This window comes from Devosia nitrariae (assembly GCF_030160115.1).
Lineage (GTDB): Bacteria > Pseudomonadota > Alphaproteobacteria > Rhizobiales > Devosiaceae > Devosia > Devosia nitrariae.
Genome location: NZ_BSNS01000011.1, coordinates 774,534 through 797,047 on the forward strand (window position 1 = coordinate 774,534; position 22,514 = coordinate 797,047).

Annotated in this window: 21 protein-coding genes; 19 read left to right on the plus strand and 2 right to left on the minus strand. The window is 63.0% G+C overall.

Annotation, left to right across the window (positions count from 1 at the left end):
• Window positions 1–6: 6 nt before the first annotated feature.
• Genes QQK18_RS14180 through maiA form a run of 3 tightly spaced genes read left to right on the plus strand, consistent with a single transcriptional unit; the run spans window position 7 to window position 2,185 of the window.
• The gene (locus QQK18_RS14180; protein WP_284340977.1) at window positions 7–825 is read left to right on the plus strand and encodes a maleylpyruvate isomerase N-terminal domain-containing protein; all 819 of its coding nucleotides are present in this window, start codon (window positions 7–9) and stop codon (window positions 823–825) included.
• An 11-nt stretch (window positions 826–836) separates the two neighbouring features.
• Entirely contained in the window at window positions 837–1,535 is a 699-nt protein-coding gene (locus tag QQK18_RS14185; RefSeq protein ID WP_284340978.1) for a fumarylacetoacetate hydrolase family protein, read from the plus strand.
• A complete protein-coding gene (gene maiA / locus QQK18_RS14190; protein ID WP_284341049.1) occupies window positions 1,535–2,185 on the plus strand; it encodes a maleylacetoacetate isomerase in 651 nt (216 codons plus the stop codon). The genes QQK18_RS14185 and maiA overlap by 1 nt, the downstream gene beginning before the upstream one ends.
• Before the next feature lie 25 nt (window positions 2,186–2,210).
• Here the strand turns inward: maiA and QQK18_RS14195 are convergent, their stop codons facing one another.
• Window positions 2,211–3,152: a MarR family winged helix-turn-helix transcriptional regulator gene (locus QQK18_RS14195; protein ID WP_284340979.1), complete on the minus strand. Its 942-nt coding sequence runs from the start codon at window positions 3,150–3,152 to the stop codon at window positions 2,211–2,213.
• Window positions 3,153–3,385: 233 nt separating this feature from the next.
• Here QQK18_RS14195 and QQK18_RS14200 point away from each other — a divergent pair, with 233 nt between their 5' ends.
• From QQK18_RS14200 to QQK18_RS14270, 15 genes are all read left to right on the plus strand, one after another.
• Complete coding sequence (locus tag QQK18_RS14200) at window positions 3,386–3,982, plus strand: UbiX family flavin prenyltransferase (protein ID WP_284340980.1); 597 nt, start codon at window positions 3,386–3,388, stop codon at window positions 3,980–3,982.
• 78 nt (window positions 3,983–4,060) lie between these two features.
• The gene (locus QQK18_RS14205; RefSeq protein ID WP_284340981.1) at window positions 4,061–5,311 is read left to right on the plus strand and encodes a flavin-dependent oxidoreductase; all 1,251 of its coding nucleotides are present in this window, start codon (window positions 4,061–4,063) and stop codon (window positions 5,309–5,311) included.
• Window positions 5,312–5,325: 14 nt separating this feature from the next.
• Entirely contained in the window at window positions 5,326–6,783 is a 1,458-nt protein-coding gene (locus tag QQK18_RS14210) for a UbiD family decarboxylase (protein WP_284340982.1), read from the plus strand.
• 15 nt (window positions 6,784–6,798) lie between these two features.
• The gene (locus QQK18_RS14215; protein ID WP_284340983.1) at window positions 6,799–7,785 is read left to right on the plus strand and encodes a TAXI family TRAP transporter solute-binding subunit; all 987 of its coding nucleotides are present in this window, start codon (window positions 6,799–6,801) and stop codon (window positions 7,783–7,785) included.
• Window position 7,786: 1 nt separating this feature from the next.
• Complete coding sequence (locus QQK18_RS14220) at window positions 7,787–9,757, plus strand: TRAP transporter permease (protein ID WP_284340984.1); 1,971 nt, start codon at window positions 7,787–7,789, stop codon at window positions 9,755–9,757.
• Window positions 9,758–9,825: 68 nt separating this feature from the next.
• Complete coding sequence (locus QQK18_RS14225; RefSeq protein WP_284340985.1) at window positions 9,826–11,289, plus strand: aldehyde dehydrogenase family protein; 1,464 nt, start codon at window positions 9,826–9,828, stop codon at window positions 11,287–11,289.
• A gap of 14 nt (window positions 11,290–11,303) precedes the next feature.
• Window positions 11,304–13,025 carry a thiamine pyrophosphate-requiring protein gene (locus QQK18_RS14230; RefSeq protein ID WP_284340986.1) on the plus strand — a complete coding sequence of 574 codons (1,722 nt, stop codon included), beginning with the start codon at window positions 11,304–11,306 and terminating at the stop codon, window positions 13,023–13,025.
• 4 nt (window positions 13,026–13,029) lie between these two features.
• A complete protein-coding gene (locus QQK18_RS14235; RefSeq protein ID WP_284340987.1) occupies window positions 13,030–13,521 on the plus strand; it encodes a TIGR02444 family protein in 492 nt (163 codons plus the stop codon).
• Window positions 13,522–13,742: 221 nt separating this feature from the next.
• Complete coding sequence (locus tag QQK18_RS14240; RefSeq protein WP_284340988.1) at window positions 13,743–13,931, plus strand: hypothetical protein; 189 nt, start codon at window positions 13,743–13,745, stop codon at window positions 13,929–13,931.
• Between the two features lie 19 nt (window positions 13,932–13,950).
• Window positions 13,951–15,264, plus strand: coding sequence for an ABC transporter substrate-binding protein (locus QQK18_RS14245; protein ID WP_284340989.1), 1,314 nt, complete (start codon window positions 13,951–13,953; stop codon window positions 15,262–15,264).
• Window positions 15,265–15,276: 12 nt separating this feature from the next.
• Complete coding sequence (locus QQK18_RS14250; protein ID WP_284340990.1) at window positions 15,277–16,212, plus strand: carbohydrate ABC transporter permease; 936 nt, start codon at window positions 15,277–15,279, stop codon at window positions 16,210–16,212.
• Window positions 16,209–17,042: a carbohydrate ABC transporter permease gene (locus QQK18_RS14255; protein ID WP_284340991.1), complete on the plus strand. Its 834-nt coding sequence runs from the start codon at window positions 16,209–16,211 to the stop codon at window positions 17,040–17,042. Before QQK18_RS14250 ends, QQK18_RS14255 begins: the two co-directional genes overlap by 4 nt.
• 4 nt (window positions 17,043–17,046) lie before the next feature.
• A complete protein-coding gene (locus QQK18_RS14260) occupies window positions 17,047–17,991 on the plus strand; it encodes an amidohydrolase family protein (RefSeq protein WP_284340992.1) in 945 nt (314 codons plus the stop codon).
• The gene (locus QQK18_RS14265; RefSeq protein WP_284340993.1) at window positions 17,988–18,872 is read left to right on the plus strand and encodes an aldo/keto reductase; all 885 of its coding nucleotides are present in this window, start codon (window positions 17,988–17,990) and stop codon (window positions 18,870–18,872) included. Before QQK18_RS14260 ends, QQK18_RS14265 begins: the two co-directional genes overlap by 4 nt.
• Before the next feature lie 28 nt (window positions 18,873–18,900).
• Window positions 18,901–19,968: an ABC transporter ATP-binding protein gene (locus tag QQK18_RS14270; RefSeq protein ID WP_284340994.1), complete on the plus strand. Its 1,068-nt coding sequence runs from the start codon at window positions 18,901–18,903 to the stop codon at window positions 19,966–19,968.
• Window positions 19,969–20,473: 505 nt separating this feature from the next.
• Here QQK18_RS14270 and QQK18_RS14275 read toward each other — a convergent pair.
• A complete protein-coding gene (locus QQK18_RS14275; protein ID WP_284340995.1) occupies window positions 20,474–21,157 on the minus strand; it encodes a GntR family transcriptional regulator in 684 nt (227 codons plus the stop codon).
• Between the two features lie 165 nt (window positions 21,158–21,322).
• On the opposite strand from QQK18_RS14275, the gene QQK18_RS14280 reads away from it, so the two are divergent.
• Window positions 21,323–22,504, plus strand: a complete 1,182-nt coding sequence (locus QQK18_RS14280) for an enolase C-terminal domain-like protein (RefSeq protein ID WP_284340996.1) — start codon at window positions 21,323–21,325, stop codon at window positions 22,502–22,504.
• The last annotated feature ends 10 nt before the right edge of the window (window positions 22,505–22,514 follow it).

The following is a 22,514-nucleotide window of genomic DNA, read 5'->3' on the forward strand; positions in this document are numbered from 1 at the left end:
CAGCTCATGCAAGCGGTGTCGCAGGAGGAGGGCGCGCGAGAGGCGTTGCGCGAGCGTCTTGGCGTCGGGGCGCGTTACGATGCGGCCGCCGCACCGGCGCGTGAACTCGGATGGGCCCGGCGCGGCACAGCCTATTTTGCCCGTAAGCTCAACGAGCTGAGGGACGAGGCGCTTGACGGCGCCTCGCTGATCCCCGGCTGGTCGCGCCGGCACGTCGTGGCGCTGATCGGTTATCAGGCGCGCTGGCAGGCGCTCGCCATTGAGCAATTGCGCACGGGCGAAGCGGTCGCTCTGCCCGACCAGGCGGAGCAGGCCGGGCAGATCGTGCTCGCTGCGACGCTGCCCGCGCGGGCGCTACGCAACCTCTTCGACCATGCCGAGGTACACCTGAATGTCGAATGGCGCGATCTGTCCAATTCCCTCTGGGAGCGGTCGGTTCGCGACATCGATGGCGGTTCGGTCGCCGTGAGAGCAACGCCGTGGATCCGTGCGCGTGCCCTCTGGGTCCATGCTGTCGATCTCGACAATGGGGGGGCGTACCTCGACTTTCCGCTCGGTGTGCTCGATGCGTTGGTGGCCGACATCGTCGGCCATTGGCAGAGCGCGGGCACGGTACCCGACCTGCTGCTGCAGCCAACGGACCGGCCCGAACCGGTGCGGCTCGGTGCGGGCACAACGGCGGTGAACGGCCGTATGGCAGATCTCGTGCGATGGTTGGCCGGACGTGGCGCGCGCCGGCTGGAACATTCCGCACCCGAACTGCCGGCGCTGCCTGCCGGCCCCTATCTCGTCGGCCGTCACAGCCGGCTCACATCCCTTATCTGAAGGACATTGCGATGACTGCCACCCTGTTTCCCACCCCGACGTGGCCGACTGTTCCCGTGCGCGGCGCCGAACAGCGCTGTCCGGTCAACCGCATCTTCTGCGTCGGCCGCAACTATGCCGACCACGCCAAGGAAATGGGGGTCGAGGTCGACCGCGAGGCGCCGTTTTATTTCTTGAAGTCGATGCTTGCGATCGTCGAGAGCGGGTCGACCATTCCCTATCCGCCGGGCACGTCGAACTATCATTACGAGATGGAGTTCGTCGTCGCCATCGGCTCGCCGGTCTTTCGAGCAGACGAGGCCGCGGCGCACAGCGCCGTGTTCGGCTATGCAACCGGACTCGACATGACCCGGCGCGATTTGCAGCTTGATGCACGCGCCAAGCAGCGTCCGTGGGACTTCGGCAAGGATTTCGAGCAGTCCGCGGTCATCTCGGAGATCGTCCGCAAGGAGGAGTACGGCGCCATCGGCGAGCAGCGGATCCATCTCTCGGTCGGCGGTAAAGTCCGCCAGGATGCAAGGCTGTCGGACCTGGTGTGGTCAGTGCCCGAGCTGGTGAGGCACCTGTCGCACTATTATCACCTGGTGCCCGGCGACCTGATCTATACGGGCACGCCTGCAGGCGTCGGCCCGGTAGTCGCTGGTGACAGGATTGAAGGACACGTTGATGGCCTGCCACCGGTTACCCTGGCGCTCGGGGAAGCGGAATGATGCTGTTTCATGGCTATTTCCGCAGCTCTGCGGCGTACCGCTGCCGGATCGCCTTCAACCTCAAGGGCGTTTCGACCGATTTCGTCTCCGTTCACCTGTGGCGCGGCGGCGGCGAGCAGAAAAGCGAGGCTTACCAAGCCCTGAATCCGCAGGCGCTGGTGCCGGCGCTCGAAACCGACGACGGATTGGTGCTCACGCAGTCGATGGCTATCATCGAATGGCTTGACGAGACGCATCCGGAGCCGGCGTTCCTGCCCGAGCAGGCGGGCGAGCGTGCCCTGGTGCGCGGTTTCGCGCAGGCGATAGCCTGCGATATTCATCCATTGCAGAACCTCAGGGTGCTCGACTACCTGAAGGGAGAGCTCGGTCATGACCAGGCGGCGGCGGATGCCTGGTGTCGGCGGTGGATCGGGGACGGCCTCGCGGCATGCGAGCGTCTGCTCGAGCGCGGGGGCGCCAACGGTCGCTTCGCCTTCGGCGATACGCCAGGGCTTGCCGATATCTGCCTCATCCCGCAGATGTTTTCCGCCGATCGGTTCGGGGTCGATCTTGCGGCTATGCCGCGGCTGCGGGCCGTGCGCGAGGCATGTAAGGCATTGCCGGCCTTTGCCGACGCGCATCCGGCAAGGCAGCCGGACAGCGAGGCCTAGATCTCAATACCGGGTCCGAGGTCGGTCAGCCCAGCCGTGCGATGATGTCGTCGAGCGTTGCCATCACCAGCTTACGCTCGGCGGCACTGAGTGGCTGCACGAGATGGTCGACAGCGACCCGTGCCAATGGCGTCACGTCGGTCAAAAGGCGGCGACCGGCCTCGGTAAGGTTGAGCACCCGGCGACGGCGGTCGACGAGGTCGGTGCGGCGCTCGATCAGCCCGCGATTTTCCAGCAATCCCACCACCATGGCGGTGGTCGAGCGGTCGAAGCGCACCAGCCAGGCGAGGGTACCTTGGTCTATGGCAGGGCACCGTTCGAGCGCGTAGAGCACGCCGTACTGTGTCGGCGTCACGTCGTAGGCCTGGCACTCGCGCACGAAAAGCCCGGATGAAATCTGGTGTGCCCGCCGGATCAGGAAGCCGGGACGCCGGTAGAGATCGCGCATGGCGCCGCGGTTCGCCGGTTCCACGCCATCCAGGCCGGCATCGACCAGGCGCTCCATGCTGTCGAGGAACTGCTCGATCTGCTTTTTGCCTGTGTCGGCGAGCAGCGTCTCGACCGCCTGCGCTGCCGGACGACGCATACGCTCGAAACTGGCTCGGCCTTGATCGGTCAGAGTGAGTTGGCGGCGGCGCCGGTCCTCTGCATGTACAACGCGGTCGACCCAGCCGCGCTTCTCCAGAAGATCGAGCACGAGGCCCGTGGTTGAGCGATCGAGGCGGACCAGGCGCGCTAGCCCGATCTGGTCGAGATCTGGAATATGCGCCAGAGTGTGGAGAATACCGAACTGCGTGGTGGTCACTCCCAACTCGGCGTTGGCCTCGGCGAAGATCGCCATGGCAATCTGATGGGCGCGACGAATCTTGAAGCCGGGCCGGGCGTAGAGATCGGCCAGGCGATGGGCGCATCCGACACGCGTGTCGATTGGGCGATCCGTGGCGACCGGCATCTCGTTTTCTGGCATGAAGTGGTCCGCGATTGATCAGATGTCGTTCTAACTTGTGCTCTTAGCTGAGTCTTTGTCAATCGCGGCAGCACGCTGTAGGCGGCGGCGTTTCGTTGGAATCTTTGCAAAGGAAAAAATCCTAAACCCGCTTGCAATTCGTCAGACGTCGTTCTAACTTCCCTGGAAGTGTTTGGGGAGAGAAGTGCGGCGTCATCGACGCGAAACGGCTGAAGGCCGTGTTGGGAGAGCTTATGGGTTCGAGACTTGTCGTGGGCATCAGCGGGGCATCAGGCGCCATCTACGGTGTGCGCTGCCTGGAGCTTTTGCGTGAACTCGGGGTCGAGACGCACCTGGTCATCTCGAAGAGCGGCGTGCTGACCATCGAGCAGGAGCTCGGGGTCTCGGCCGCATCCGTCCGCAAGCTCGCCGACCATGTGCATGCGCCCGGAAATATCGGCGCCGCCTGCGCCAGCGGCTCGTTCCAGACACTCGGCATGATCGTTGCTCCATGCTCGATGCGCAGCCTTGCTGAGATCGCGACAGGCGTGACCTCGTCGCTGCTGACGCGGTCGGCGGAGGTGGTGCTGAAGGAGCGGCGCCGGCTGGTGCTGCTGACGCGCGAGACGCCGCTGACCAACACTCATATCAAGAATATGCTCGCCGTCTCCGAGATGGGCGGCATTGTCATGCCGCCAGTTCCTGCGTTCTACACGCATCCGAAATCGATCGAGGAATTGGTGGATCATATGGTCAGCCGTGCGCTCGATCTGTTCGAGCTCGATGCGGGGAAAGCCAAGCGCTGGACCGGGCTCAATATGGCTGAGCGCCCCATTTCAACGATCATCTAACCGCACGGGGTGAGGGCACTGTTGCGGCTTATTAGTCAGATGTCTGATTATCATACGACATCGCTTCGGAGTGAATGAATGAAGGTAGTAATCGTTGGCGGTGGCATCGGGGGCATGACCCTGGCCTGCAAACTTGCGGTTGGTGGCATCATCGCGCACGTCTATGATTCCGCTCCCCGGCTCGAGCCGATCGGCCTTGGCGTCAACCTCCTGCCGCACGCCGGCAAGGTGATGCAGGCCATCGGAGTGATCGACGAGATCGCGCAGCGTTCGGTCGAGACATACGAATCCACCTTCTTCAATCGCTTCGGCCAACACATCTATTCCGAGCCGGCCGGTCGCCATGCGGGGTACGATCTGCCTCAGTACTCGGTGCACCGGGGCGACCTGCACCAGCCGATGCTGCACAGGTTCATTGAACTTGCGGGCGCCGAGCGCGTGCATACTGGCCACCGTTGCGTCGGCTTCGAACAGGATGCGGATGGTGTGACGGTGCATTTCCACGACACCGCCACCGACGCGCCGCTGCCGAGCGTGCGATGCGACGTCCTGATCGCCGCCGATGGCATCCATTCGGTGATCCGCAAGCAACTGCATCCGGGCGAGGGCGATCCTGTCTATTCCGGTGTCAACATGTGGCGCGGTGCGGTGGTGCATAAGCCGTTCCTGCATGGTGCCAACATGGTTCGCCTCGGTTGGCTGAAAACCGGAAAGCTGGTGCTTTATCCCATCCGCAACGACGTCGACGGTCAGGGTAACCAACTCGTCAACTGGGTGGTGGAGATCGAAACCCCCAAGTACAAGGCCAAGCGCGATTGGAACAAGGAAGGCTCGATCGACGATTTCATCGGCGCCTTTGAGGGCATGCATTTCGACTGGCTGGACGTCCCGGCTCTGCTGCGCGGCACCCAGAAGATTCTCGAATATCCGATGGTAGACCAGGACCCGCTGCCGTTCTGGACCAGTGGCCGGGTCACGCTCATCGGCGATGCAGCCCATCCGATGTATCCGCGCGGTTCGAACGGCGCCTGCCAGGCCATCATCGACGGCGACGTATTGGGCCGGGCGCTGCTGGGGGCGGCGGACCCGCGGGATGCGCTCGAGGCCTACGAGGCCGAGCGACGGCCGGCGACGACGCGCGTGGTGCTGACCAATCGTTCCACGCCGCCGGACATCATCCTGAAGGAAGTCTTCGACCGCACGGGCGATAAGCCGTTCGAGGACATCGACATGGTGATCTCCCCCGAGGAGCTTGCCGAACTGTCCAACAACTACAAGAAGATAGCGGGTTTCGACCGCGAACGCCTGGCGACCGCCGGCGCAAACTGAGGATCCGAACCGTCATGGAACATCAGCCCATCACCCGCCGCGATGCACCTTACAAGGATCTGCGCGAATTCCTCGAGCGCATCGATGCGATCGGGGAACTCAAGACAGTGACCGGCGCCCATTGGGACCTCGAAATGGGTGCCCTCGCCGAGATCATCTACCATTCGGGCCAGGACAGCCCGCCGGCGATCCTCTTCGACGACATTCCCGGCTACTCCGGGTTCCGTTGCGTTTCAGGCCTCACCAATTCCAGCCAGCGCCTGGCGGTAACGCTGGGCTTCCCGCTGTCGAAGAAGCCGCTCGACATCGTTCAATCCTACCGCGACCGCATGAAGACGCACCAGTCGCTGCCGCCGGTCTATGTCGAGCCGTCCGAGGCGCCGATCTACGAAAACGTGCTGAGGGGCGACGATATCGACATCCTCAAGTTCCCGGTGCCCAAGCTGCACGAGCTCGACGGCGGCCGATATATCGGCACGGATGACCTGGTGATCATGCGCGACCCCGAGGGCGGCTGGATCAATATCGGCACTTACCGTTCGATGGTGCACGATGCCAGGTCGCTGGGCCTGTGGATTTCGCCGGGCAAGCAGGGCCGCCAAATTCGCGACAAGCACTTCAAGGCTGACGAACCATGCCCGGTGCTGATCTGCGTCGGTCACGATCCGCTGCTGTTCCTGGCATCCGGGAATGAACTTGCCTATGGCTTGTCCGAATACGACTACGCCGGTGGCCACCGCGGCGTGCCCTTCGACGTGGTCAAGAGCGAGGTGCACGGCCTGCCCATGCCCGCGCACGCCGAGATCGTCATCGAAGGGGTGATGATGCCGGGCGAAAGCAGGATCGAAGGGCCGTTCGGCGAGTTCACCGGCTATTACGCAAGCCATGCCAGCCCGCAGCCGGTGGTGCGCATAGAGCGCATCTACCACCGCAATAATCCGATCATGACCATGGCTTCGCCCATGCAGCCGCCCTCGGATTTCAGCTTCTCCAAGTGCGTGACCAAGTCCGGCATGATCTGGGACGAGATCGAGCGGGCAGGGCTGTCCGGCGTCAAGGGCGTGTGGTGTCACGAAGCAGGCGGCGCACGCATGTTCAACGTAATCTCGATCAAGCAGCGCTATCCCGGCCACGCCCGCCAGGCGTTGCACCTGGCGGCAAGCTGCCAGTCGGCCTCCTATATGGGCCGGTTCACTGTAGTTGTGGACGACGACGTCGACCCCACGAACACCTTCGACGTACTGTGGGCAATCAGCACCCGGTGCGATCCGGGCGAGGATATCGAGTTCATCCGCCGCGCCTGGTCCGGCCCGCTCGATCCCATTCTCACCGAGGCGAGCGGCACCAACTCGCGCGGGCTCATCGATGCCTGCCGCCCGTTCGAACGCCTCAACACCTTCCCGCCGGTCGCCCGCGCATCCGATGCGTTGCGCAACGCCGTTGCGGAAAAGTTCAAAGATCAACTCGACTAGTGACCGGAGGATTTCATGTCGAATAAATTCGTAAAGCTCGCGGCGGCAACGGCCGCCATCGCGGCCTTGGCCGCCCCTGCCATGGCGCAGGATTCGGTGCGTCTGGGCACATCCGGCTCGGGCAGCGTGTTCTACACGCTGGGTGTCGGGCTTTCGCAACTGATCACCGAACACGGCGGCATCAACGTCAGCGTCGAGTCCGTCGGTGGTTCGCACGCCAACGTCTTTGCGATGATGAATGATCAGGTCGATTTCGCCATCATCAACGCCATGGCGGCGTCGGATGGCTATTTCGGCAATCCGCCGTTCCCGCAGGCCGTCAACAACTGCCTCGTCGCCCAGGGCCAGCCGACGTTGCGCCAGGTGCTGGTGCGCAAGGGCGCCGGCATCGAGACCATCGCCGACCTCGCCGGCAAGACCTGGATCACCACGATGCCCGCCAACCCGGATATCGCGCTGATCAGTGCGACCGTCGCGGAAACCGGCGGGCTGAACCAGGGAGATTGGCAGGACGTGTCGATGGCCGAGAGCATCGAAGCCATCAACGGTTTCGAAGGCGGCACCATTGACGCCGTGACGCTCCCCGCCAGTGCCGGCGCGCCGAACGTCGCCCAACTGATGGACTCCGGCACGATCGACTTCCTCTATATGACGCCGGAGAACGTTGCCGCGATAGAGCCCAATCTACCGCGCGGCCTGTCCATCTTCACGCTGCCGGCGGATACCTACCCGAACCAGAAGCAGCCGGTTCAGGTGTTTGGAATGCGTACGATCCTCGTCGCCAACTGCGATCTGCCGGAGGATATCGTCTATCGCGTCGCCCAATCGCTCTTCGACCATGTCCAGGAGTTCGCCGGCTACCACCCGACCGGCGCAGAGTGGAACGTGGATAATACGCTCGACCGTCCGCCCGTGCCGTTCCATGCCGGCACTGCCAAGTACCTGATCGAGAAGGGCCGGTGGAGCGCCGAGGCACAGGCCGCGCTCGAGGAAAGCTTCTAGGATGTCCGAGCGCGCTCTATCAATTGAGACGGAGGTGCCGAACGGCACCTCCGCAGACGATGCCGGAGTGCGCCGGTCCACGGTCCTGCAGTCCATCGGCTACGTCGTCTGTCTGCTGATCGCTCTCTACCACCTGGCGGCGAGCATCCAGCTTTTCGCCCGTTTCGGCTTCTTCCTGACCTCTCAGGTTCAAGCCGCCATCTCGCTCTCCTGCGCGATGATCGCTGTGCTGCTCATCAATGTCGGCCGCAAGCAAGGCCCACTCGGGATCGCGCTTTCGGTCGTCCTCGCCGTGGCCGCGCTCATATCGTTGGGCCGCGTCATCTTCGACTACAACACCATCCTGATGTACTCCATGTTCGGCAGCCTGGACCCGATCGGCGTCGTCATGGCCCTCTGCCTCGTCATCCCGCTGCTCGAAGCGCTGCGGCGAAAGACCGGCATCGTGCTGCCGATCATCATCCTGGCACTGGTCGGTATCGTGCTGTTCCAGAACTTCCTGCCGGGTGTGCTTTACGGGCGCGGTTATCCCCTCGACCGGCTGCTGTTCTCCTCTTATGTCGGCAATCACGGCATCTTCGGACTGCCGCTCAAGGTGGCCGCCGAGATCATCATCGTTTTCATGATCTTTGGCGTGCTGATCTCCTCGTCGGGCGCCGGCAAGTGGTTCCTCGACATCGCCCTGCTGATTTCCGGACGGCAGGTGGGTGGTCCGGCCAAGGCGGCGGTCGTTGCCAGCGCGCTTTTCGGCTCGGTGTCCGGATCCCCCTCGGCCAATGCGGCATCGACAGGCATCCTCACCATCCCGCTGATGATGCGGGTCGGCTACAAGGCAAAGTTCGCCGCTGCGGTGGAGGCGGTGGCCTCGACCAGCGGACAGATCCTGCCGCCGGTGATGGGCGCGATCGCCTTCGTCATGGCCGAATGGACCGGCAACACCTATGCAGAGATCGTCAAGATCGCCGCGATCCCGGCTATCCTCTATATCCTCATCGTCTTCGCGTCGGTGCACTTCCAGGCGCGTCGGCAGAACATCGTGCCGCTCGATGCGTCCACGCTGCCGAAGCTGAAAGAGACACTGACGGCCGGATGGTTCTACGTGATCCCGTTGGTCGTGCTGTGTGTGTGCCTGTTCACCATGCACATGCCGGCTCAAATGGCGGCGAGCATTTCACTGCCGGTTATTGTTGCGGTGAGCTTCCTCAGCAGGAACCCCTCGCAATGGCTGACGCCGCGGCGTATCGCCGACGGCCTGGTCGAGGCGGTGCACAGCTGGAAGGGTATCGCCATCATCACCGCTGCCGTGGGCATCATGGTCGGCGCAATGGAGCTTAGCGGCGTCGGCATCAAGGTGTCGGAATTCATCATTGACCTTTCGGGCGGCAACCTGGTGGCGCTGCTATTGATGGTCGGTTTCGCCGCGCTCATCCTCGGGATGGGGCTTGATGCCATTCCCGCCTACATCACGCTGGCGACGCTCCTGGCGCCGGCGCTGACCCAAGCGGGTGTAAGCACTCTCGGTGCGCACTTCTTCGTCGTCTACTGGGGACTGGCGTCGTTCTTCACGCCGCCACTCTGCATCGCGGTGTTCGTGACTTGCGGCATCGCGCGAAGCAATGTGTGGGAGACAGGTTGGGAAGCGCTGCGTCTGGGGCTGGGTGCTTTCCTGGTTCCGTTTGCGTTCGTGCTCGAGCCGGCGCTGCTGCTCGACGGCACGATACCAGAGATCGTCGTGGCGACGGCGACGGCGCTGGTCGGTGCTGTGGTGCTGTCCGCCGCCCTGCGCGGCTTCGCGCTGGCCCCGCTGACCTGGGTGGGTCGTATCGCGCTCGGCGCAGCCGGTCTGATGTTCATCGCACCGGGCATCGTTCTGCCTGTGATCGGACTTGCGACCACGGCAGTAGTGCTGAGCCTGCAGCGCTTCTGGCCGGACATGCGCCTGATCAGCCAGGAGCTGCAGGCGGCAAGCTGACTGGACGGGCGGGTGCCGTAACAGCGCCCGCCCATCTTTTTATCTCCATTGATTGCTGGGTAGATCGAATGGCTTTGCTCGAGCGGCCGAAGGGCCTTGTTGCGGACAATTATGTCGATGGCGCATGGCGCCCGACCGGTGGGGAGAGCCGGACGTCTCTTGATCCCGCCACAGGCACCGTGCTGGGCGCATATGCGCCGGGCAGTGTCGAGCTGATCGACGAGGCCGTTGCGAGCGCCCGCGCGGCGTTCGAACGCACCGACTGGGCAAGCGCCCCCCGAATGCGCGCCGACGTGCTGCTGGCGTTCGCCGCGAACATGGCGCGCGACCACGAAGCTCTGGCAACGCTCAATGCCTACGAGAACGGCAAGAGCTTCACGCAGGCCAAGGCCGAGGTCGGCGCGGCGATCTCGGAGACAAAATACTATGCAGGGCTCGCCCGCGCCGCGAGCGGACGGATGATGGAGCCCGAACCCGGGGCCTACTCCATGATCAGTCGCGAGCCGGTGGGTGTCGCGGCGGTGATCGTGCCGTGGAACGCACCGGTGACGCTGCTCATCCGGTCGCTGGCGGCGGCGCTTGCGGCTGGTTGTACCGCAGTCGTCAAGCCGGCGCCGCAGACGCCGCTGATCAATGCTGCGGTGCTGAAGCATTTATTCGACGTGCCGCACCTGCCAAAGGGCGTGGTGAGTTCGGTCAATGACGGGGGCGTTGCCGTCAGCGAGCGGCTGGTGGTGCATCCGGATGTGGACGTCATCAGCTTTACCGGCTCGTCGGCCGTGGGCAAGCGGATCATGGCAGCGGCGGCGCCGTCGCTGAAGCGTGTATCGCTGGAGCTTGGCGGCAAGACGCCGTCCATCGTGTTCGACGATGCCGATCTCGACTTGGCGACGGTGGAGTTGACGCGGGCGTCTCTGGTGAACTCCGGACAGCAGTGCGTCGCCGCGAGCCGGTTCCTGGTGCAACGCGGTGTGTTGGAGGCACTTTCCGAGAAGCTGTCGGCGCGCTTCCGCACCCTGAAGGTGGGACCGGGCTACGATACCGATAACCAGGTCGGTGCCCTGATCGATCGCGCCAATCGCGATCGCCTGACTGGCTGGCTCGACCGGGCCGCCGGCGAGGGCGAGGTGGTGCTGCGCGGCACGACCCTCGAGGATATCTATCCGGGCGGAGCCTTCCTGACGCCGAGCCTGGTGCTCCTCGAAAACACCGCCTCGCCGATCGTGCAGGAAGAGCTGTTCGGACCGATCATCACGCTCGAGCCCTTCGACGATGCGGACGAGGCTTTGGCCAAGGCGCATGCGACTGCCTATGGCCTTGCCGCCAGCGTATTCACCCGCGACCTCGAGCGCGGCATGCGGATGGCGCGCCGGCTGCGTGCCGGTACGGTTTGGCTCAACGTCCACGGTAAGCTGCTCGCCGAAGCGGAGATGGAAGGACATCGCGACAGCGGTGTCGGCCGTCTGCACGGAGCCGATGCGCTCGGCGAATTCCAGCATACCAAGCACATCTACGTGCCGTTCGGGCACTGAACGGGGATCAGACCGTGACTCAGAAGACTTTGACCAATGTGACCGTCGCCGAGGCCTATCTGCATTTGCTGGCCGACCGGGGTATCGAATACTTCTTCGCCAACGCGGGCACGGATTTCGCGCCCCTGATCGAGGCCTTCGCCAAGGGCGAGGCACAGGGGCAGACACTGCCCAAACCAGTGACTGCGCCCCACGAGAACATCGCGGTCTCGATGGCCCTTGGCCATGCACTGGTCACCGGCAAGCCGCAGGCGGTGATGGTGCACGTCAATGTGGGCACTGCCAATGCGCTGTGCGGTTTGCTCAACGCTCAGCGCGTGCGCGCGCCGATGCTGTTCAATGCCGGCCGGACGCCGATTATGGAGGAGGGCATGAGGGGCGCCCGCTCCGGGTTCGTCCACTGGACGCAGGAGATGTACGACCAGGCCGGCATGGTGCGCGAAGCTGTCAAATGGGACTATGAGTTGCGCAATGGCGAGCAGCTCGAGCTCGTGGTTGATCGCGCGCTCAGCATCGCCGGGTCGGCGCCGCAAGGGCCGGTTTACCTGACGCTCCCGCGCGAGGTGCTGGCAACAACACTGGAGAGCTTCACCTACACGCCGGGCGGTGGCCGGCAGCGGGCCGTCACAGCGGCTGGGGCCAATCTGACGGCACTTGCCGAAGCGGCCGATATCCTCGCCAGGGCAAACACTCCCCTGATCATTACCTCGACCCTGGGCCGCAATCCGGCTGCCATGGCGGCGTTGTCGCGCTTCGCGCTCGATATGGCGATCCCGGTCGTCAGCTACAATCCCCGGACAGTCGACCTGCCGAGCACGCACCCCATGAATATGGGACAGGATATCAATGCCTGGCTTGGCCAAGCCGACGCTATCCTGGTCCTCGATACCATGGTGCCGTGGCTGCCGCGTGAGGGCAGTCCGAGAGCTGGGGCAAAGGTCATCCATATTGGCGAAGATCCGCTTTACCAGAACCTGCCGATCCGCAGCTTTCAGTGCGATCTCGCGATTTCCGCCGACACCGAGATTGTGCTCGGTGAACTCGGCCGGTTGATGGCCGATGGGCGCAGCGATGCTGACAAGGTCGAGCACCGCCGTGCCGGCCTTGCCGAGCGCCGGCGCGACCTGGAGGCGGTGCGGCTTGCCGCCTGGCGGGCGGCGCAGTCGTCAGGCGACCTGACGCCACTGCACATCAGCCGCGCAATCGATGCCATCAAGGGCGATGCACTGGTGTTCAAGGAATCGGGCCTGCGCATCGACCACATGACATTCGACGAGCCGGGCACGTATTTCTTCTCCGGCGCTGCGGGCGGCCTGGGCTGGAGCCTCGGAGCAGCGCTGGGTGCGCAGGTCGCGGCGCCGGACAGGCTGGTGATCTCGACCGTGGGCGACGGTTCCTACATGTTCGGCACGCCGCTGGCGGCGCATTTCGTGGCCGCCGAGCAGCAGTTGCCGGTGCTGTTCGTGGTGTTCAACAACCGCGGCTGGCATGCGGTTCGCCGTTCGACCCGCGGCATGTATAAGGAGGGTTATGCGGCAGACGCCTCCAAGCAGGCGAATGAACCGCTGACCGATTTTGGTGTTGAGATGAATTTCGAGAAGGTCATGGACGTGGTCGGCGGCCACGGCGAACGGGTCGAGCACCCCGACGATCTGCCCAAAGCCCTCGATCGGGCCTTGACGGTCATTCGCAGCGAGCGCCGGCAGGTGCTGCTCAACGTCATGTGCACGACCTGAAGCCATGGACGCTGCCGAGACCGGCGAGAACTTGTGGCGGTTCGCGGTCACCGTTTATGCGCAGTCCGCTGTCGCGGAGGAATGCCTTGCTGCACAGCGCCGGCACGGATGTGATGTCTGCGTGCTGCTCGCCGCAGCGTTCGCGGCGGCAGAGGGGCGGCTGCCGGACGCTCGCACACTCGCCGCATGGGATGCTGCGGTGGAGAGGTGGCGCTCGGATGTCGTTAAACCCCTGCGCACCGCCCGTGACGCCCTGAAGTCCCTTGATGTCGCCGGAGCTGCCGAGTTGCGCCGGGCTGTGCTCGGTGACGAACTGCAAGCAGAGCGCATCGAGTTCAAGCTTTTGGCCGAAGCCGCTACGCGGTGGCCGGCGCCATACGAGCTGGATCTGGGCACTGAAGCTCGTGTGGCGGCCACCATGCGAGCAGTGACGGCCTACTACAATGGCGACCCCGTCGATCTGCCGATCCTTATGGAGGCGGTCACAGCCCGTTAGGGCGACTTTTCCTGACAAGCGGGTGCTGGAAGGGGTTTGAGAGATCGAGCCCATAGGTAGATGTCGCTCTTTGACCTGAAACTGCGATCGGGAATGAATTTACGTTTGACTCTCCGTCTAAACCGATCATATATCCTATCGCACAAATACTATAGGATATACGGGAGGATATCAGATATGGCTGACGTCGCCGCTGGCGGCGTGCCCTGATCGAAGGTGGCTTGATCACCGGCACCACGAAGATCGCCTATTTCGCCGAGGCGCGGACCTCGTGCCGATCCGTATCTGCCACTACTCCGACGCTCTCGACGATGTCAGCCCGGTCGGCACGGTGCCCGCCGACTCTCGACATCAGCTACGCCTGGGAGCGCATCGAAGCGACGACCGTCCAGCTCGTGACTATCGCCTAAGACATCAAGGAGGAAAGATATGCATAGATACGTTGTACGCGGCTTTGTGACCGCCGCAGCGGTGGTCGCCACGACCGCCCTGGCCAGTGCGCAGGACGTCGAACTGGTGCAGTGGCAAACCAACCTGCGCCCGCCCGATATCGAAGGCATTACCGCGCTGACTAACCGGTTCATGGAACTGCATCCCGATATCCGGATCCAGATCGAATCGACGCCCTGGGACACCCATCCGCAGAAGATACTTGCCGCCTTCAATGCCGGCAGCGGGCTCCCCGATGTGGGTCGCATTGGCAACCTCGCCCAAGCCGCCGCTGTGGGCTACGTACAGCCGCTCGACGAGTATATCGACCAGGCTTGGCGCGACTCCATCTTCGACGTCGCTTGGGCGGACGCCGAGTTCTCCGTAGACGGCCAGCAGCCGGCGCACATCTGGGGCGTTCCCAAGATGCTCGCGACCGAAGTCTGGTTCTATAACAAGACCATGTTTGACGCGGCCGGGCTCGATCCGGAGTCGGCGCCTCAATCGGTGGAGGAGTTCAAGGACATCGCGTGCCAGCTCACCCTGGACACCGATGGAGATGGGCGCGTGGACCAGTGGGGCGTAAACCTGACCGCCGGTGCTGAAGGTGGTCCGGTACGCCAGTACACCATGGCCGCGCATTCCTTCGGCGGTCGGCTGGTCGAAGGCAGCTATGTTGATAGCCAAATCGGCGACGAGATCACCTGGAATAGCGAAGGTACTGTCGAAGGCTTCAACTGGCTGAAGAGCATGTACGATGAGGGCTGCTCGCCGCCATCCACCATCTCCGACACCGTACGCGATGTCGCCAACAACTTCCGGGCCGGCCGTGTCGCAATGGCCTTCATGGGGCCTTGGGAGCTTGAACTCACGAAGCAGACTTTTGAGGAAAATGGGTGGGAATTCGGCCTGATGCGGTTCCCCGAGGGCCCCGGTGGCCGCGGCGAATTCGCCTATGTCGGCGCGCTGGGGATGTTCAGCCAGACGCAGCACCCAGAGGAAGTGATCGAATACCTTAAGTTCTATACCTCTGCCGAGGGCCTGGCGCTTTACATGCATGTCAACGGCATGATCCCCGCCAACAAGGAAGCTCTGGCCGATCCCTTCTACTCGGAAGATCCATACTATGCCACTTTGTTGGAAACCATAAATTCGGCCGACTTGCCGGCACCGAAGTGGCTCGGCCTGCGGGGCGCGGGAACCCTGATGGACACTATCTGGACTCCGCTCTACCAGCGCATGCTGGCCGGGGAAATCAGCGTGGAGGACGGCGTTAAGGAGATGCACGACTCGCTCGCAGCATCGATCCAATAACGGATAATCGATATGGCACGCGATATGGCATCGCTGAGCGAGGTCTCTGAAGCCGGGGAGGAGCGGGTCTCCTCCTTGGCTCGGTTCGGAGCCAATGCCTTCCCCTACTTCCTGCTTGCGCCGGCGCTGATCATCCTTTCGGTGATCTTCATCTATCCGCTGGCGCACGGCCTCTGGTTGAGCCTGCACGACTACAATCTCAATACCCCGTGGAAGGGCATGCAGTTCGTGGGGCTTGCCAACTATTTCGAGCTGTTCCAGGAGCGCAGTTTCTATCAGTCGCTTGGACGGACGCTGTATTGGGTGGTGGGGTCTGTAGGGGGCGAACTTGCCGTCGGCATGATTGCGGCCTTGTTGCTCAACCAGACCTTTGTGGGGCGGTCGGTCGCCCGTGCCATCATCCTCATTCCCTGGGCGGTGCCCACGGTGCTGGCCGCGATCGTTTTTTCTACCATGTTCAATACGCTGGGCATCATCAATGAAGTTCTGCTGGGCGCTCGCATTATCAGCCAGCCCATTCCTTGGCTATCGAGCACCGATTGGGCGATGCCTACGCTCATCATCGCGCATATCTGGAAGTCGTTCCCCTTCGTCACCATCGTGCTGCTCGCGGGCCTCCAGTCGATTCCCAGGGAGCTTTACGAGGCCGCCGAAATCGACGGCGCCGGCGAATGGGCGAAGTTCTGGAACGTGACCATACCTGGCCTCCGAGGCGTGATGGTCATCGCTGTGCTCCTGACCACCATCTTCTCCCTTAAGGGTGTCGATTTTCAGTACATCATGACCTACGGCGGCCCCGCCGACAGTACCAAGGTCATCGCCTTCCATGCTTACCGCACGGCATTCGCGGAGTTCGACTTCGGCATGGCCTCCGCCATCGCCTTTGTCATCATGATCATCACTTCGATCATCTGCTTCTTTTACTTACAACTGAGGGGCACGGAATGACGCGAGCTTACAACCCTTGGGTGATGCTGCGCTGGGCGCTGCTCGCACTGCTAATAGCCTTCGTCGTCTGCCCGTTCATCTGGATGGTCTCAATCTCGTTCAAGCCGGAACAGGAAGTATTCTCCAAGACGCTCTCGATCCTGCCGCGCAATCCAACGCTGGCAAACTACCAAATGATTTTTGACTTCGTGCCCTATCCTCGGTTTTTCATGAACTCCATGATCGTGGCTATCGTCAGCACCGTCTGCAGCCTGGTGGCGTCCACACTTGCCGGCTACAGCTTCTCGCGCTTTCGCTACAAAGGCCGTAGCTCGTTGGCTTTCCTCGTGCTCTCGACCCAGATGTTCCCCCTGGTGACCGGCATCATCCCGCTCTATCTGGTCTTTTCCAAGCTCGGCCTCATCAACACCTACTGGGCTTTGTTCGTCGCCTATGTCGCCTTCACCATTCCGTTCTGCACCTGGATGCTGAAGGGCTTCTTCGACACTATCCCCCGTGAAATCGAGGAAGCGGCCGTGATCGACGGCTGCTCCCGTCTTGAGGTGTTGGTGCGTATCGTGCTGCCGCTGTCGATACCGGCTCTGGTGGCAACCAGCGTATTCTGCTTCATCTTGAGCTGGAACGAGTTTCTCTATGCCACTGTCCTGACGACCTCCAACGACGTGCGGACCTTGCCTGCTGCGCTCGGTATCATGATTGGGCAGGGCTACACGCAGTGGGGCGGTCTCAATGCCGCCGGCGTGCTGACCACGCTCCCGGTAATCATCGTTTTCGTCTTCTTCCAGCGCTACCTCGTGGATGGCCTGACGGCCGGCGCGACGAAAGGTTAATGTCATGTTCGACGCCTATGCCCATCTGGGCGTGCCCCGCTTTCAGACCCTCGAGGACTATAAAGAAACCATGCGCCTGCTCGGCATCGAGAAGGCCCTTGTTTGCCCCTTTGATGCCTGCCCGGACCTGGACGAGGTCCACCGGGCCATGTCCGATCCTGCAGGAGCGTTCCTGGGTATTGGCTTACCGCTTGGAGGCAACCGCACCGAGGTCGAGGCCGGCTTGCATGCCCAGCTCGACGCCGGCTTTATCGGCCTGCGCATCTCGACCGGCGAAATGAAGCAGTGGCCTTTCGTGCTCGACATCCTGGGCGAACGTCGGGCACTACCCTTCATCGTCGGGCAGGACGGCCTGCGAGAGGTCGCCGACGCGCTGCTCACCCATCTCGTGCGCTATCCGGACAACAACGTCATCTCCGGCCACTTCTCCGGGCCTGCTGCCCCCACCATTCTCGACGAACCGGCGCTAGCAGCGCTCTATGCGCACCCGCGTTTCTCGGTCGTGTTCTCGCGTCAGGGCATTTTCGAAGCGAGTCTGATCGACCGATGGGCCGACGCACTGCTCGATCGGCTGGGGTGGGAGCGCATCCTGTGGGGCACGGAATCCCCCGTGCTGTTCTGGCGCGACGAACCTGCAGCCCCCACGCGACAATGGATCGAGCGCTTTAAGCCGAGTCCGGAGCAGCGAGAGGCCTTCTTCGGTGGCAACGCGTCACGGCTCATCGAGACGCATCGGCGCCCGGTCAAGCCGCTCTCTATGCCCTTTGATCCGTGGAAGGACAATCCCCATCGGCGCTCGCCCTTCTATCCTTTCGGTATCAATGTGCGCAGCGACATCGGTGGCCGCCTGGTGCATGGCTGGATAGCCTGGGGTGGCGAGACCCGCGGTCCGCTCTCGCACTATATCGACGAGGTCCTCGACAAGATACTGCCGGATTTCGGGCGGTGAGCCTGCCGGTTCAGACACTGGGTCGTACCGGGCTGGAGGTGACGCGCATCGGCTTTGGCGGCGCGCCGCTTGGGCTCTCGGGCTATCTGGGCGGCGGTGACCGTACTGCGGCTGCCAGGCAGCGCGAGGGCATGGAGGCCGTTGAAGCCGCCGTGGCAGCGGGCATCACCTATTTCGACACCGCTCCAGGATATGGCAACGGCCTTTCCGAGCGGCTGTTCGGCAAGGCCTTGGCGCCCATGCGCGACCGCGTCGTGCTGGCAACCAAGGTCCGCTACGATCCCGACGCCACGGCGGCCCAACTGGACGCCGAGGTCGAAGCCAGTCTGACGCGCCTGCAAACCGGCTATGTCGATGTGCTGCAGATTCATGGTTCGCAATATACCAACAGCTTCGCCGATCGCATGCTGGCGTCGGGCTTTCTCGATTGGCTGACCGGCCTAAAGCAGCGTGGCATCGCCCGCGCCGTGGGCCTCTCTGCCGAGACGCCTTCGGGCGCCCTGGAGCGGCTGGTTGATAGCGGCCGGTTCGATGTATTGCAGATAGCCTATAGCCTGATCTATCACGGCGCTTGCGACTACCAGCGCCAACCCTTTGGCATAATTCCCTATGCCCGCGAGCGCGGCCTGGGCATCGTGACTATGCGCGCCGCCACCTCCGGCGTGCTGCCGCGACTGTTCGAGCAGGCCTTCCCCGAGATATCGCAGGACCGCGTCGCTGAGGCGTCCATAGAGTTCGTTCTGTCTACCCCCGAGGTCGACTGCGCTTTGGTCGGCATGCGTGATGCCGGCGAAGTGGTCCGGAATTTGGTGCTGGCACGGCGCGCGCCGCGCTTCGATCTGGCGCAATTGCACAATTTCTACCCTAACGGCAAGGCCTAGGCGCCCCGGAACATTGAGGAGGGATTCCATGTCGGCACTGGAAGTGAAGGGGCTTCGCAAGTCTTTCGGACCAGTCGATGTCCTGCATGGCATTGACATTGAAATCACCGACGGTGAATTTGTGGCTTTGGTGGGCCCGTCCGGCTGCGGAAAGTCAACGCTACTGCGCACCATTGCCGGCCTCGAAACCGTCACTGGCGGCGCGATTTTGATTGGCGGGCGCAAGGTGAACGACGTTGCGCCCAAGAACCGCGACATCGCGATGGTGTTCCAGAGCTATGCGCTCTATCCGCATATGACGGTGGCAGAAAACATGAGCTTCTCGCTGAGGCTCAAGCGCCTGCCCAAAGCCGAGATCGATGGCCGCTTACGGCGCGCGGCAGAGATTCTGGGGCTGACCGAGTTGCTGCAGCGCCTGCCCAAGCAGCTTTCCGGCGGCCAGCGGCAGCGCGTCGCCATGGGTCGGGCCATCGTACGCGATCCGGTGGTGTTCCTGTTCGACGAGCCTCTGTCCAATCTCGATGCCAAGCTGCGCGTGCAGATGCGTGCGGAGATCAAGGAGTTGCACCAGCGTCTGCGCACGACCACCGTCTATGTGACCCACGACCAGGTTGAAGCCATGACCTTGGCCGACCGGATCGTGGTCATGCATTCGGGTCATATCGAGCAGTTGGGGACGCCCCTCGAACTCTATGATCGGCCGCAGACCATCTTTGTCGCTGGGTTCATCGGCTCGCCCTCTATGAACCTGATGGATGGTACGTTGCGCCGCGCCGGCGGCGGTTCGGAACTCATGCTGCCGTCCGGTCCGGTGATCGGCCTGCCGCATCTCTCCGTCGACGCCGATGGCGTCGAGGTGACCTTCGGTATCCGGCCCGAGCATCTCTCGGTTTCCCGTGAGGGCGTTCCGGCCACTGTCAACATCGTCGAACCGACGGGCGCCGAGACACTTGTCAATTGCCGGATTGGAGAGCAGTCCGTCAGCGTCGTCGTGCGTGATCGCCAACCCATCAACTCGGGCGACACCATCAATCTCAAGTTCGAAGGGGCGACTGTCCATCTGTTCGATCGGACCACCGGTCAGCGGATTGGATAAAACCCGCTTCTCGAGTGGCCCCACCCGATTCGTTGCCCGGCCTACTGAATGGTCGGCGTTGAACTCCGAACGAGAGACCGGTCAACCAGCAGTCGGCCTATGGGCTGAGCATGATCATTTCAAGGTCACTGCGGAAAATAGCCACTGCGCCGAACCATATGCTCATTGGTGAGGTAATCGTCCGGATACTTGGTCTTCCGGCCCATGGCCGATCATCCGCGTTGTGCTCCCTTTCGACCGTCTGACCGTCCCTAGCCGGACGCGCTGCGAAACGCTCTGTTTGCGTCTTTGTTTGATTGGTCGCGGTGGCAGCGGTACCACTTGGTCGGGCGAACAAGAGCGATCTTGCTGGGCCTTCTGCAACTGCCACGATAACCATTACCGCGAGTGGAGAGCCGTCGTCGACCTCTGCGTCAGCTCCGGCACACCTGACTACAGGTGGCAAACGGGGGTCGCTGACTAGGCCTTTCGTGGCGGCAGGCCTTGCCCGCCGCCACCTGTCCCATCAGTCCTCGAAGAAGCTTCGGAATCGGGCATAGGACCGTTCCACATGAGTGCGCATGGCCTGCTCGGCACGATCCTGATCACGGGCCTCGAAGGCCTCGATCAACTTGGCATGCTCGGCATTGGCGTCTGATGTCGCCTGCTGGTGATGGAACAGCCGGAAGAGATGCACGTGGGTGTGCAGGTTCGCGAGGGTCTCCTGTACGAGATCATTGCCGCTGGCCTGCGCGATCAGGTCGTGGAACTGGCTGTCGAGCCGCGCAAATTCGCTGTAGCTCACGCGGCCCTGGCCGCGGTCATTGCGCATGTCGTCGGTCATTCGCTTGAGCGCTTCGAACTGCTCCGAGCTCATCAGCGTCGCCGCTTTGCGTGCCGCAAAGGGTTCCAGCAGCAATCGCAGCTCATAGAGCTGGTCGAGCCGAGTGCGATCCATTTGGCTGGCGGCGCTGAAGCCGATCAGGTGTGTCTTGACGACCAGGCCCTGCGCTTCCAGGCGCGAGAGGGCCTCGCGGATAGGTGTCTGCGAGACGCCCAGTTCGCGCGCCAGATTGTCGATGGAAATACGGCTGCCGGGCAGAATCTTCTGACTCATCAACTGCGCGTAGATCGTGTTGTAGACCTCGTCGCCCAGTCGGGGCGGGCGCTTGATCGCGGTGCTCGCGGGTGGGTTCTGTGACGTCGCCAAGTGTTCTCGTCCCTTTTCTGACTGGCGCCTGCGGAGAGGGCGTCGTGTATCCTATAGCATATCCATTGAAAACAGCAGGCGGGCGAAATTTGCGTTGACTCCCCCTTCGGCTGGGCCCTATACCCCTTTAGCAAATACTATAGGATATACGGGAGGATATCAGATATGGCTGAGGCCGCCAGTCGCGACGTGCCTGAATCGAAGGCGACTTTGATCAAGCGCATCGACCTCCGTCTGTTCAGCTACCCAATGACGGGTGTCGGTCCCGGCGGCATCGACATGCCGGGAGCGACGGGCAGCAGGGCCCGCATTGCCGTGCGGATCGAGACGGTTGATGGTGCGGTCGGCGCCTACGTCGGCGGGCAGGCGAATTCGCTCGCACAGGCCGCCACTTGCGCCAAGGCGGTGTTGGGTACGGACTGTTTTGCCCGCGAAAAGGCCTATGAGAACATCCGCCGCCAGTTGCGCAAGGAAGACCGTATGGGGGCAGGCGTCATCGACTGCGCCCTCTGGGACCTCGCCGGTCAGCGTCTCGGTGCTTCGGTCGCTCAGCTTCTGGGCGGCTCAAAGCGTTCGGTTAAGGCATATGCCTCGACCTGGTTCGGCGGGGACGGTGGCGGCCTTGCGACGCCCGAGGCTTATGCCGATTTCGCCGAAGAGTGCTACGCCATGGGCTACCGGGCCTTCAAGATGCACGGCTGGTCGGATGGCGGCATCGACAAGGATATCGGCGCTGTCCTGGAACTGGGTAAGCGCGTTGGCGGCCGCATGGCGCTGATGCATGACAGCGCCTGCAGCTTCACGACTTTTGCCGATGCGCTGGCCGTAGGCCGCGCCTGCGATGAGGCCGGCTTCTTCTGGTACGAAGATCCCTATAGCGACGGCGGCCTTTCCGCCCATGGACACCGCCGCTTGCGCGAGCTGATCAAGACCCCGATCCTGCTTGGGGAGCATGTCCGCGGACTTGAATCCATGGCGACGCTGACGCTGGCGGACGGCACCGATTTCGTGCGCGCCGACCCCGACTTCGACATGGGCATCACCGGAACGATGAAGATCGCCCATTTCGCCGAGGCGCTGGGCCTCGACGTGGAGTTGCACGCTCCGGGCCCCGCGCACCGGCACTGCATGGCGGCGATCCGCAACACGAATTTCTACGAGCTGTCCATGGTCGGCCCGTCGCGCGGCAATTTCAATGCGCCGGTCTATACCTGCAGCTATTCCGACGCCCTCGACGATGTCAGCCCGGACGGCACTTTTCCGGTGCCGGAGGGGCCTGGCCTCGGCGTCAGCTACGATTGGGATGCCATCGCCGAGATGACCACTCAGCACGTGACGATCCAGTAAGGGCAGGGCG